The 12,397-nt window shown below is 53.7% G+C and carries 15 protein-coding genes and 1 pseudogene; 5 read left to right on the top strand and 11 right to left on the bottom strand.

The window, feature by feature from the left end:
- From WBL42_RS04800 to WBL42_RS04770, 7 genes and pseudogenes are all read right to left on the bottom strand, one after another.
- A pseudogene (locus WBL42_RS04800) lies at positions 1-83 on the bottom strand (RNA-binding protein); the annotation flags it as partial.
- Between the two features lie 20 nt (positions 84-103).
- A complete protein-coding gene (gene asd, locus WBL42_RS04795; protein WP_424720128.1) occupies positions 104-1,126 on the bottom strand; it encodes an aspartate-semialdehyde dehydrogenase in 1,023 nt (340 codons plus the stop codon).
- A gap of 265 nt (positions 1,127-1,391) precedes the next feature.
- On the bottom strand, positions 1,392-1,565 hold the full coding sequence (locus tag WBL42_RS04790) for an indolepyruvate ferredoxin oxidoreductase subunit alpha (RefSeq protein WP_424028142.1): 174 nt from the start codon (positions 1,563-1,565) through the stop codon (positions 1,392-1,394).
- A 581-nt stretch (positions 1,566-2,146) separates the two neighbouring features.
- Positions 2,147-2,914 carry a 4-hydroxy-tetrahydrodipicolinate reductase gene (dapB, locus tag WBL42_RS04785; RefSeq protein WP_424720127.1) on the bottom strand — a complete coding sequence of 256 codons (768 nt, stop codon included), beginning with the start codon at positions 2,912-2,914 and terminating at the stop codon, positions 2,147-2,149.
- A 7-nt stretch (positions 2,915-2,921) separates the two neighbouring features.
- On the bottom strand, positions 2,922-3,902 hold the full coding sequence (gene dapA, locus WBL42_RS04780) for a 4-hydroxy-tetrahydrodipicolinate synthase (RefSeq protein ID WP_424720126.1): 981 nt from the start codon (positions 3,900-3,902) through the stop codon (positions 2,922-2,924).
- Positions 3,903-3,910: 8 nt separating this feature from the next.
- Positions 3,911-4,102, bottom strand: coding sequence for a 30S ribosomal protein S17e (locus tag WBL42_RS04775; RefSeq protein WP_424720125.1), 192 nt, complete (start codon positions 4,100-4,102; stop codon positions 3,911-3,913).
- 26 nt (positions 4,103-4,128) lie between these two features.
- Positions 4,129-4,671, bottom strand: coding sequence for a thiamine-phosphate synthase family protein (locus WBL42_RS04770; RefSeq protein WP_424720124.1), 543 nt, complete (start codon positions 4,669-4,671; stop codon positions 4,129-4,131).
- A gap of 144 nt (positions 4,672-4,815) precedes the next feature.
- Between WBL42_RS04770 and WBL42_RS04765 the strand changes: the two genes are divergently transcribed.
- The gene (locus WBL42_RS04765) at positions 4,816-5,022 is read left to right on the top strand and encodes a hypothetical protein (protein ID WP_424720123.1); all 207 of its coding nucleotides are present in this window, start codon (positions 4,816-4,818) and stop codon (positions 5,020-5,022) included.
- Here WBL42_RS04765 and priL read toward each other — a convergent pair.
- Positions 5,015-6,130: a DNA primase regulatory subunit PriL gene (gene priL, locus WBL42_RS04760; RefSeq protein ID WP_424720122.1), complete on the bottom strand. Its 1,116-nt coding sequence runs from the start codon at positions 6,128-6,130 to the stop codon at positions 5,015-5,017. The genes WBL42_RS04765 and priL overlap by 8 nt on opposite strands.
- Positions 6,130-6,873 carry a DNA polymerase sliding clamp gene (locus tag WBL42_RS04755; RefSeq protein WP_424720121.1) on the bottom strand — a complete coding sequence of 248 codons (744 nt, stop codon included), beginning with the start codon at positions 6,871-6,873 and terminating at the stop codon, positions 6,130-6,132. The genes priL and WBL42_RS04755 overlap by 1 nt, the downstream gene beginning before the upstream one ends.
- A gap of 97 nt (positions 6,874-6,970) precedes the next feature.
- Between WBL42_RS04755 and WBL42_RS04750 the strand changes: the two genes are divergently transcribed.
- The 4 genes from WBL42_RS04750 to WBL42_RS04735 all read left to right on the top strand — a co-directional run bounded on the left by WBL42_RS04750 (position 6,971) and on the right by WBL42_RS04735 (position 10,216).
- Positions 6,971-7,552, top strand: coding sequence for an SAM-dependent methyltransferase (locus WBL42_RS04750; RefSeq protein ID WP_424720120.1), 582 nt, complete (start codon positions 6,971-6,973; stop codon positions 7,550-7,552).
- Positions 7,553-7,563: 11 nt separating this feature from the next.
- On the top strand, positions 7,564-8,442 hold the full coding sequence (gene moaA, locus WBL42_RS04745; protein ID WP_424720119.1) for a GTP 3',8-cyclase MoaA: 879 nt from the start codon (positions 7,564-7,566) through the stop codon (positions 8,440-8,442).
- Positions 8,443-8,526: 84 nt separating this feature from the next.
- Complete coding sequence (locus WBL42_RS04740; protein ID WP_424720118.1) at positions 8,527-9,030, top strand: hypothetical protein; 504 nt, start codon at positions 8,527-8,529, stop codon at positions 9,028-9,030.
- Between the two features lie 19 nt (positions 9,031-9,049).
- Complete coding sequence (locus WBL42_RS04735; RefSeq protein ID WP_424720117.1) at positions 9,050-10,216, top strand: M20/M25/M40 family metallo-hydrolase; 1,167 nt, start codon at positions 9,050-9,052, stop codon at positions 10,214-10,216.
- Between the two features lie 259 nt (positions 10,217-10,475).
- On the opposite strand, the gene WBL42_RS04730 is transcribed toward WBL42_RS04735, so the two are convergent.
- Entirely contained in the window at positions 10,476-10,799 is a 324-nt protein-coding gene (locus tag WBL42_RS04730; protein ID WP_424720116.1) for a YnfA family protein, read from the bottom strand.
- A gap of 102 nt (positions 10,800-10,901) precedes the next feature.
- Positions 10,902-11,897: a tetratricopeptide repeat protein gene (locus tag WBL42_RS04725; RefSeq protein WP_424720115.1), complete on the bottom strand. Its 996-nt coding sequence runs from the start codon at positions 11,895-11,897 to the stop codon at positions 10,902-10,904.
- Between the last annotated feature and the right edge of the window lie 500 nt (positions 11,898-12,397).

The raw sequence follows: 12,397 nt of genomic DNA, 5'->3' as shown, positions 1-12,397 counted from the left end.
GCGCCATTGTTGAACTGCGTGACTACGGCAAGGACGTAGTTCATGACCGGCTTATTTCCTACGAATACTGTGTTCTCTTTCATCTGCTGCATAGGTTCCCCACTTAGAGATACTTCTTTTTTGAGATCAGTTCTGCGTTCAGTACACTTGCGCCTGCGGCGCCGCGGATCGTGTTGTGACCCATAGCAATGAAGCGGACACCCTCGCGGAGGCGACCGACCGAGACCGTCATCCCTTTGCCCCGCATCCGATCGAGACGCGGCTGGGGCCGGTCCGGGTAGTCCTCATCGAAAAAGTGAACAGACTCCGCCGGCTGTGTCGGGAGACCCTTGATCGGGGGTTTATAATCCCGGTATGCTTTTTTGAGGTTGTCTACGGGTTCTTTGATATCCACCCAGACCGCCATCGTGTGGCCGTCAATAACCGGGACACGGTGACAACTTGCGCTTACGCGATACGGTGCGTTCTGGACCTTGCCCCCCTTGAACGTTCCCATAATCTTGAGGGTTTCGGTCTCCATCTTCTCCTCTTCCTTACCAATGTAGGGAATGACATTGTCATAGATTGCCATTGCCGCCACGCCTTCAAACCCGGCACCGGAGATCGCCTGCATGGTTGCGACCCGGATGTCCGAGAATTTGAATTGGCGCAGGGGTGCAAGTGCCGTTACCATCATGATGGTGGAGCAGTTCGGGTTGGTGACTATGAACCCGTCCCGCCCCTTGTCCCGCTGGACATCGATCAGGGCCAGGTGTTCGGGGTTCACCTCAGGTACTACGAGAGGAATGGTGGGTTCCATGCGGTGGGAACTGGCATTACTGCAGACCGCGATACCCGCGTCCGCAAATTCGGTCTCAGTAGCAGTAGCGATCTCTGCCGGAAGGGCGGAAAATACCAGATCGACCCCCTTCATCGCTTTCGGCGATGTGGGAACGACCTTGAGTTTTCCGATATTCTCCGGAAAAGGCGTATCGAGACGCCATTTGACAATCGATCCGTACGGTTTTCCCGCACTGCGTTCGGAAGCGGCAAGCGTTGTAAGTTTGAACCACGGATGATCTGCTAAAAGTTCAACAAATCGCTGACCTACCGCACCCGTTGCACCGAGCACTCCAACATTGATCATGGTGTCAGGTCCTGTATGTCTTATCCCCGTTTCGATTATAATGGCGGGTTGTAAAGTCCCATATTACTTCTGATGATAAAAACGTTGTTTTTTACAATTTTCCCAAACGCCGGAATCCTGGTTACCACGTAACGGGGAAAATACATACCAGGTAAAATGCTACGCCTGGCAGGGTGACAAAAACAAAGGGCGATACCTGTGTCCCGGGGAGATGTAATCCCTTGTGAAACCCAAAAATATAATTGAAAAAACCCGTTCATCCGGCTTATTCCATGTGGATTGCTTCTGAGGGGCAGACGTCAACACAGGTCTGGCAGTCAACGCACATATCCTTGTCAATCTTTGCCTTGTCATTCTCCATGGCGATTGCCGACGCAGGACATTCGCTCACGCAGGTTTCACATCCGGTACACTTATCGTTGTCAACGACTGCTACCAACTCGTTCACTCCAGTAAATATGTTTATTTTATTGGTAAAAAAAGGGTTACTATTATGCCACGGAATCGTAAGGCTGAACGTCATTGAAAAGGCTACCGGTATCCGGGTATGATCCACGTCTGGAATGGATTGGGTAATGTGAAGAAGATACGCAGGAACTCCGGATGCGACAACAGGTAATTCTTATGCATCAGGATCCGGGACGTTGAGAAACGCACAAAATACTGGCTATAATCGATGAAATATCGAAAAATCGGCTCTGTTGAAATCCTCAATCTAAAGTAGTTTGGGAATCCTCTGTGGTAGTTATGAGGGTGACCCCCTCTTCCCCCAGAGGGGGAGGCAGCCCAACGGGAGCACCCCTTGACCCCATTCCGGCACACATGTTTTCCGATTAACCTTCTTGCTCAGCGAGGGCGCCCGACGAGGCGGCCGAGCGACCCCCACAGGGGGTGGGTATGCTCACATTTTCAGAGCATTCTCGTGAAACTCCTTCGAATTCAGATGGGGACTTACCTTCCACGAAACAGTATTTACATAACCGGCTAAGGGTTTCAACAGAGCCGAAAAATCCAAAAAAATTACTTCTTCAGCCCAAGCACGTCGCTCATGCCATAGATGCCGGGCTTCCTGCCGACAACCCAGCGGGCCGCGTGAAGGGCCCCGCTGGCAAAGACCGACCGGTCATAGGCCCGGTGTGAGAGTTCGATCGTCTCGAAATTCTTCGAGAACATGACCGTGTGATCGCCTACGATATCCCCGCCACGGATCACGTGGACGCCGATCTCGTTCTTCCGCTCGGTCATCCCTTCACGGCCGTACGTCTTCTCCCGGGTACCGGCTTCCTCATCTATGATCTGGAGAATTGTTTTTGCTGTACCACTTGGTGCGTCCTTCTTGTTCCGGTGGTGCGCTTCAATCACCTCGATATCATAGTCCCTGAGGAGCTTCGCGGATTCCCGTACGAGCTGCCAGAAGATGTTGACGCCAACGGAAAAGTTACTGGAGATGACTGCCGGCACATGACCGTGGATCGCCGTTTCCATAACGGCACGCTGTTCCGGTGTAAACCCGGTGGTCCCGACAACAAGTGCAACATTATTCCGGGCTGCCATCTTCACATTTTCTACAGCAGCACTGGCAATCGTGAAATCGATCAGCACGTCTGCCTTTGTCCTTTTCAGGAGATCCTCGGCATTCCTGGTCTCAACGATCTCAACGCCAAAGAATGTGCTGGGCCTGAGGTTGATCCCGCCAACCAGTTCAAGGTCGGAAGACTCATAGACCATCCGCCCGATTGTCTGGCCCATGCGGCCGGAGGCCCCGCATACAATGACTTTTTTCTTCATGACTGGTTCACCGGGTCTTCCGTATGCCAGCTTCCCGCGTTGTACGGGATGCTGTTCTAACCGATTTTTTTGCAGGTACTTTTGCTGGTACTTTTGGTTTTGGCATTGCTTTTGCAGGAATGGTAGCAATGATCTTCCTGAGCTGCTCAGTCTTTTTTGCATCCAGTTCATCGAGCGGCAGCCGTACCGGCCCGCCGGCAAGTCCCGCCAGCTCAACGGCTTTCTTGACCGGGATCGGGTTCGTATCGATAAACATGGAACGGAAGAGCGGCGACATCGCGTAATGAAGCACCAGTGCCTTCTGGTAATCCCCATGTCTAACCGCATCGTACAGGGCCACCATCCGGGCCGGGTCGACATTCGCCGCCACCGAGATCACGCCGGACCCCCCGAGTGCAAGGATCGGGAGGGTAATGTTGTCATCGCCGGAGATAACCGCAAAGTCCTCGTCCTGGGTCTCTTCGATGATCCGGGAGATCTGCCCGATATTGCCGCTCGCTTCCTTGACGCCCACGATATTGGGGTGCTGCGCCAGTTCTGCAATAAGGTCCGGCTCCATGTTCTGGCCGGTCCTTCCCGGGACATTATACATAACCACCGGTATATCGAGGTCCGCAAGTCTCTCGTAATGCTTGACAAGACCTGACCGGTTCGGCTTATTGTAGTACGGACTGATCACGAGCACGCCGTCCGCACCGATGTCCTTCGCCGCCTTCGTCAGGCGCACTGCCTCGGCAGTGTTGTTGGAACCCGTGCCGGCAAGCACGGGGATCTTGCCATTGATCTTCCCGACCGTGACTTCTATGACCTTCTCATGTTCCTCGAACGTGAGAGTAGCCGATTCGCCGGTCGAACCGCAGGGCACAATCCCATGGATGCCACGGGAGAGAAGGAAACCGATGTTGCGTTCGAGGCCCGGAACATCCAGGCTCATCGAAGGGTTTCTTTTAAAAGGGGTAATGATTGCCGGAAGGACACCTTCGAACATGAATAGGGTTATGAGCGTCTTTTGGTATTTATTTTTCTTGTAATGTACCCGGCGATACGGTTCCGGACACGCTTGCTCCCGATGACTGCGGATGCGCCTAACTGCACCTTGTTCTCATCGAAGCTGCCCGAAAAGTAATCCCGCTGCTGTTTCAGGAGTTCTGTTCCGATTGTCTTGATATATGACGGTTTGATTCCCATGAATGATTCCTCAAGAATTCTATACGTTAAATGCGGTTTGAGCAGATAATAATATTGTTTGCAACGTCGTTCGTATCTTCGCCCAGAATGAGTATCTGTGCATCCTCACCGGGATTCCCTCCGGGATAAATTACGTCGGGGACTTCCTTCCTGCAGCAGGATGCAACGCTCCAGTCCATGGTGCTTATGCCGGCGGGGGCCTTTTTTGGATCGTAGGACGCGCATTCCAGGAAGAGGTCATCTTCCAGGACCTGCAGTACCCTGTCGGAGAACCGGATCAGCGCCGCGCTTCTCCTGCGGGGATCGAACCTCATAACCGTAACAATGGCACGCGCAATCTCTTCATCGCAGCCAAATGAACAGGGGCCTCCGATAACGGGTTTTCCCTCTGCAGTGGTGATTCGTCCGTCAACTGCAGCCACCCCACTCTTGTCCCGTGCGCCCCGGATCGCGTACCCGACCTGTGCCCCCCCTGGAGGAATGAGCCGGTCATGCATGGATTGCCCGAGCAGGTCCACTACCCGGGTAAGCTGGGCCAGTACCTCATTTCGTTCCTGAACCGGATCCATTATCGTACCAGTGGAGGACGGGGCGATATTAATCTGTCTTTTGGTGCTACACGTGCGGAACCGTGTGTCGTTCTGCTAAAGTACAATGCAGGATCCTGCAGTGCCCGGATAAACCTATATTTCCTAGGGACATACTTGTGATGGATGGACGCGCGACTTCTTGATGTGATCATCGGTGTAAGTGGATTCCTGATACTCGTAGTACTGCTTGCCGTGCTGCCCGGGGTCTTTGCCCAGATCTTTGCCCAGTCCCTCCAGAACGTGGCAAGCTATGCGTATCTCACCGCAATCGGGATATTTATCGTATTCCTGTCCGGTGCGGGATATCTCGTTAACGAAAAGATCACGTAGGCGGGACGGGCGGTTTTTCTTCACCCTGTTTCCCTTTTTCTTTCCCCGTCACGGCTCCCTGTTTTGAAAATTTCCCGGCCTGGTCCCGCTTTTTTGCCTTGTAATAACTCAGGGGATGGCTCACCTTTTCGCAGAGGACGTCCCGGTGCACACAGATACCGGTAGTGCGCATTGCTGCACAGGCAGGTGTATTATACTCGGTGCCCGATCCTCCTCTCCCGGTGATGTGCTCTACCTGGTACATAGTGCGCTCGGCATCGAAATCCGGTGACCGGGCATACAGTTCCGCGATACCGTTTACATTCATGCCAATCGTATGGAGGAATGTGGTAAGCGAGAACCTGCCGGCATGTGTCAGGTTCGTTCCGGCAGTGAGTGCCGTGATCAGGGCCTGCATGCAGGGTGGGAATGCGCTCTCCTCGATCGATCCGAACTGCTGGAGCATCTGTTCCTGGTACGCTTTTTTCAGCAGCGTCACGCGGGGTGCCAGCTGTTCGCAGAGCGATGACGGGACCTTGTGTGGCAGATCCCTGCGCAGCATGAGCCGGATCCGTTCCCGGACCAGCTCGTACCGCTCCTCCTTTTTGATCGCTACAAAACTGTTCTCCACCCTGCGGTTGACCAGGTGGAACCGGTCATCGTGGAGCGGGGCAACGAGCTCCACATAATCGGCAAACGGCATCCGGTCCAGCGTGATCCGGATGCCGAGCTCTTCAGCAAGGGCCACGCAGAGCCGGGAGTATTCGCCCTCTTCCTGCCGGTAGTTCTGGTTCCAGTCCTCTTCGTTCACGAGAAAAAAATACGCACGCTCGGATTCATACCGGGTGAGCCGGTCGATCAGCTGCCGGTCGTTCACGCACGAAACCACGACCCGGGCAAGGGCATAACCGGCGATCTCATCCTCTGTGGAACCGCTCACCTCCGGAGTGAAGGTTTTTCTCGGGGTAATCGCGTCCTGGATCCGGGCAAGGGCACGTTCGACCAGCGCTTCGCCTTTCTTGTCCTTTAACAGGGAATCGAGTGAAGAAAACCGGCCCTTGACATGGTCCTGGGCTTTTTTTAAAAAGGGAAAATGTGAAAGTTCCTTTGCCGATGGGGAATATACCATCAGTCAGCCTCGATCCGGGGTGCGAGGAGGTACTCGACATGCCCGTTTCCACCGGCAATATCAAAGGAAAACCGGACCGGGTGGTCGATGCCAAGGAAGATCTCGACTTCCGCGGCCTTGCTCATGACCTTACCCATGTCCTTGAGGTAATCGAGGGAGAAGAGCGAGCGTGCCTCAACCGGGGTGAGCGATACCAGCTCGTCTTTCGAGAACTCACGCCGGATATGATCGGTATCCCCTTCGGCAACGAGGTAGAATGTCTGGTCTTTCAGGTTGATCCCAAGGGCAATCTTGTCCGAGATCACGGCTGCTGCCTTCATCGCGTTGTTGAGATCCTCGCCCTTGATCACGATCTTGCCCGGGAGGTTGATGGTCGGCGGGTTCGGGTCCTTCCGTATGGTGTTGGTGTCAAGGAGCGTGATCGAGTAATGGTAGCCGTGGACTGATATGGACATCTTCTGGGCATTGTCCGCCATCTCTATGCTGATCAGGTCACCCTTCCCGGCCATGCCGAAGATGTTCTTCATCTTCATCAGGTCGATTCCGAGCTGGCTCGTGGTCGCCTTGTATGTATCGAATGCTTCCTTTTTGAGCGTGAGGGCGATCATCGCCACGTTCGCCGTGTCCACGGCCCGCGTTGAGATCCCGGACTCATCCGTATGCAGGCGGCACTCAGGAATGAGGGCTGAGATCGCTTCAATCGCTTCCCGGAATATGTCTGCATCAATCGTAGCTTTTAACATCGCTTACCCCTTAACAAACTGTCTTATACAGTATATCGTCATACTTTAATTATAGCGTTTTGGGTTTAACGCGACAATCCGGGAGTTTTACTATACAATGGGTTCACAGTGGGGATATGACAAGACATACATGCGGGCCAAACAGGAAGGCTACCGCTCAAGGGCAGCCTACAAGCTGCTCGAGATCCAGAATAAATTCGCCATCATCCGGCCGGATGACAACGTGGTCGACCTCGGGGCCGCCCCGGGCAGCTGGCTCCAGGTGGAGCGGACGCTGACGGACGGTCGCGTGCTGGGCATTGATCTCAATCCCATTGCAGATCTCGATGGTGTGGAAACGATCGCCGGCGATCTCAATGACCCGGATATTCTCGCCGAAGTAAAATCCCTGCTCGATGTGGTCAGTGTCGTGGTCTGCGACGCGGCCCCCAAACTCTCCGGCCACAAGACCTATGACCAGGCCCGGATCATCGAACTGAACGAACAGGCGCTGATGTTTGCCTGCAGGGTCCTCAAGCAGGGAGGCAACTTTGCCGTCAAGTCCTTCCAGGGCACCGATTTCCCCGAGCTCTATGCGATGACCAAGGAGCATTTCTATTCTGTGAAGACCATGATGACCAGATCGACCCGCAAGGGAAGCACGGAACTCTACATAGTGGCGAAGAATTTCAACGGGTAAGCAGGTCGCTTATGGTTCTCAGGGACGCCTTCAACCGCCCAGTCAGCAATATCCGGATCAGCCTCACGAAGCAGTGCAACCTTGCGTGCATCTACTGCCACCGGGAAGGCGAAAAGGGATCAAAAGAGCAGTTGTCAACACCTGAAATTGCCGAGATCCTAGCCGTTTCATCAAAGTTCGGGATCAAAAGCGTGAAGTTTACCGGTGGCGAACCGCTCCTCCGCCCGGACCTCCTTGAGATCGTACGATCGGTGCCAAGAGGGATGGAATCCTCACTGACAACAAACGGGACGCTCCTTGCGGGTCTCGCACGCGATCTCAAGGCCGCAGGACTGAAGAGGGTGAACGTAAGCCTCGACAGCCTGGACCGCGATACCTACCGGAAGATCACCGGTGTTGACAAGCTGCCCGCAGTACTTGAAGGAATATCAGCGGCGCGGGAGGCAGGACTGACACCGGTCAAGCTTAACATGGTCGTCCTCGAAGGCATCAATGAGCACGAAGTGGATGATTTTCTTGCCTATGTCCGGGGAAAGCGGGACCTCGTCCTCCAGCTGATCGAGCTGATGAACTTCAATAACTGCGAGCACCATGGCGATCTTAACGGGCTCGAACAGGGACTTGCATTGCGGTCAACGCAGATCGTGACACGGCGGATGCATCACCGGAAAAAATACTGTCTTGACGGGGCCGAGGTCGAAGTAGTCCGGCCGGTCCACAACACCGAGTTCTGTGCTTTCTGCAACCGTCTCCGCGTCACCTCCGATGGTAAACTCAAGCCCTGTCTCATGAGGACGGACAACCATATCGACATACGTGGCAGGCACGGGGAAGAACTCGAAGACCTGTTCCGGCAGGCCGTTGCCGCCCGCGAGCCGTTTTACCATTAAGTTACTCCGGCCACATACCCTGTTTTTTTTGACCTGCCAACCGGAACGGCAATATATTTACCATGCCTGCACGAACCTGTCCATATGCCTGAAGAGAATGAATACCTCACGGTCCTCGATTACCTCTATGGAAAATCCCTCATGCTCCAGGACACGGGAGGATTCAACAAGGTGCTCTATTTCTACTTCATCGATTCCCTTGCCCATATCGATTACACCGCGGGGATCTATGCATATAATTTTGCCTCACCGAAAAACATCATGGGCGGAGAGTACCTGCGCTGGCGCATTGATGAGGAGAAGAAAGGTGACCGGGTAAAATTTCCGGGCTTTGTCAACTGGCTGCGCGAGAACCACCCGAAGAAATTCTCGGTACTGCCATCACTCTGGCAGATGATCTACGATACTGAGGACCCGGCCAGCTACCGGAGTTTCCGGATCGTCCCCGATCCCGACAGCAAAAAGCCTTTGCCGGCCGATTTCTTCTATGCGATCATCGATGAGTTCTTCGATACCGAGTTCCTGAAAAGCCTGTACGACGATGCATCCCTCGGGCGTCTCTTTTCAGACTATTGTTTGAAGTCATGAGCGTTTACCGGAGTTCCCCATGCACGTCAGACGGATCTGTTCAGACCTTGTGGCCATACGCAGTGAAAACCCGCCCGGGACAACGGATGATGCTGTTGAATACATCAGGAACTTCCTTTCAGGAATCGGTGCACCGTCGGAAGTGTGCGGGAACGGGAATGGCTTTGCAAACCTGGTATCAGCCAGGGAAGGTGCACGGCTTCTCTTCTGCGGTCATGTAGATGTGGTGCCGGCGCTTCCTGATGGCTGGACACATCCGCCGTTCTCCGGTCTCATCAACGACACGTTTGTCTGGGGCCGGGGTTCAACGGATATGAAAGGCGGCTGCGCAGCGATCCTTGCTGCATGCCGTGACCTCGCGGATGCCGGAACGGAGATACCCGCCAGTCTTGCATTTGTCTGTGATGAGGAGACCGGGGGGGAGAACGGGATCCGCTACCTTCTCACCCACCGCAAAATTACCCCGTGCGACTGCCTGATTGCTGAGCCGACCCCTTCCCATCATCCCAGTATAGGTCAGAAAGGGCTCTGCCGGATCAGCCTCGTATTCAAGGGCACCCCGGCCCATGGATCGCTCTACCCGGTAGTCGGTATGAGTGCCATCATGGAAGCGATGTCCTTCTTAGAGTACATGAAGACCCTGCATAACCGGGTATTCCCGGTAGATCCCGTGATGAAAAACATCCTTGAACAATCATCCGGCGTACTGGAACAGGAATTCCAAATCAGCGGTATCCGCGATGTTCTCACGAGACTCACCTACAATCCGGGCGTGATCCGTGGCGGTGAGAAATCTAACGTGGTCGCCCAGCACTGCGAACTGGATCTCGAGATGCGTGTCCCGTTCGGTTGCTCCATCCCGGATCTTCTGGCCGATATCCGGGCCCATGCCCCGCATGCCAGAGTCACCGTCAATGAAACCCATGTCCCGTCAAGCACGGACCCCGCAAGCCCGCTCGTCACGGTTGCCTGCGGGGAAGTGGAACGGGTCCGGGGAGGTCCGGTCTTTCCTATTGTCCAGTGGGCTGCAAGCGATGCCCGGCACCTGCGCAGGGAGGGGTTCCGGGTGATCGAATACGGCCCCGGTGAGATCTCCACTCTCCACGCGGTCAACGAGCGCGTCAGGATCGATGGACTGGAAAAAGCGGTTGACGTGTACCGGGGAATTATGCAAAAGTACTCTTAAACATGCGCTGTTTTAAAAAAATGAAGAAATTTTTAGAGTAAAATCCCAATCGAACATTTTCAGAATACGTCAATTGAAATTTTACAGGTGCCCGGGAATAGCACATTCTTTCGTCCCTGAACCTGAGCCTGTTCATTGTGAGGTCTTACGCGAAACCCCCCCCATGGGGTTGTATCGTGTACTTACCCATATGCATCATTGCTCCACGAATCCCGATTCAATTCCCAAGGTTACCGTTACTAAAAATCATCTGACCGGATCACCGCGGCCAGTACATGATGACGAATACGCCGATGAGTGCGATTCCGGCACCGATGACATCAAACCTGTCCGGTGTAACACCATCGATCTGCCAGCCCCAGAGCAGTGCGAGCACAATAAAAACCCCGCCGTACGCTGCATATACCCTGCCGAAATTTGCCGTCTGTAATGTGGGGATGATCCCATACAGCACGAGCAGGATTGCACCGAGTACGGCATATTCAACACCCCTGCCTTCCCTCAGCCAGATCCATATGAGATATCCCCCGCCGATCTCAAACAGGCCGGCGAGAATGAATAAAAAAATTGAAACAAGAATCATGTCAATTACCTGTCAGAATCTTATAAAAAATACCGGTTTTCGGCAAGGGTCTGACCATAAAAGATCAATCGCAGTTCAGGTTTTAAAAAAAAGTGTTCCGGTCTATTTTTTCTGCCTTCTTCCCGGTATCATTATAGCACCCGCTGCTATCACTGCACAGAGCACGGCGAAAGGTGAGAGCGGCGAATACGTGGTCTTCTTCGCAACGGTTACGGTGGTTGCCGGTACCGGGGATGTCTGTTCACCGGCCGGGGTTGAAGGTGTGCTGACCGGTAACACAACGGGTTCCGTAGGAATTACCGTGGTATAGAACGTCCCGATCCGGCTGATCGTCACCGTGGGGGTGACCGTGCCGGTGATATTGACAATCTGAAGCGTACCATAGAGACTGTCATGGTTTGCCTGGGCATCGGCAAAATTAGGATCGATTCCCAGCGCTTTGTCAAAACTCTGCAGGGCATCGGCCGGTCTTCCCATTAATACGAGTATTTTTCCCTTGTCGTTCCAGAGGGTCGCATTCTTTATCGTGATGCCGGTTCCCTGGTTAAATGCCGAGAGGGCGTCGGGATAGTCCCCGAGTCCCGTGTAGGCCAGCCCCAGATAATCCCAGGACATGAAATTCCCGGGATCGAGCGACGTGCAGCTGGTGTAGGATTCGACAGCCCCGCCGGAGTCGTTCAGCATCATGTAAGCAGCTCCCTGGTTGCAATAGGCATCTGCATGGTTCACCTGCAGGGTGAACAGGGTATTATATTCATCAACGGATTCATTGTAACGCCCCAGCTCGAAGAGGGCGTACGCCTTGGCATTCAGGGCATCCGCGTTCCGGGATACGAACGAAAGTGACTGGTTCGCGGTAATAAGCGCGGAATCGTACTGCCCCATGGCATTGAGTGCCATGGCCTTGCCAGTGAGTGCAGGCACATAATTCATATCCAGTGCAAGGGCATTATTGAAATCCGTGATCGCACTGGCATAGTTCCCGGCAAGGAGAGCGCTCTGGCCGTACGAAGTCCACGTAGACGTATCCTCGGCAAGAACTGCGGGGATACACAGGAAAGCAACAGCAAGAACCAGAATAAGGAATTTGATCTGCATATTCTCATGACGAAATTTCCTTTGATCGCAGATGAATGTATTGATTTCCCGGGGGAAGGGTCCGGGTACTTCCTGTGCGTTATGGCATCATATTATTCCTATTCAGTGCATGGTTAGCAATAGACTTAAGCGTCATTCTTTTGCGGTCTGGTACGAATGTCCTGAAAATTTTTTCGGGTAACTTTTGCCCCCAATCAAAAAAATCCCCCACACCTACCGGGGTATTATGATAACTCATGATATTCTGGAGGGCTCCCACCTCAGGGCCTCTCCGAGGCACGGTGGGGCAATGAGTGATTTTATATTTTTTTGCTCTGTAGAAATCATTTTTTTCGAAGAGACGATACCCCCCTCTTGTGCCACCAGTCCCCCGCGGCGGACGGGGCGCAGTGCGATAACCCGGGTCAAATGGCAGGTAAAACATCGTCATCGCAACCGGGAGATGCCATAGCGGCGGGGGCAAAGCCCAAAAGAGCATCAGCGATTATTAGGTTTTCTAC

The sequence above is a fragment of the Methanoregula sp. genome (assembly GCF_049686655.1).
GTDB lineage: Archaea > Halobacteriota > Methanomicrobia > Methanomicrobiales > Methanospirillaceae > Methanoregula.
The sequence above is the reverse complement of the archived record's forward strand: the minus strand, read 5'-3'. Positions and strand labels throughout refer to the sequence as shown.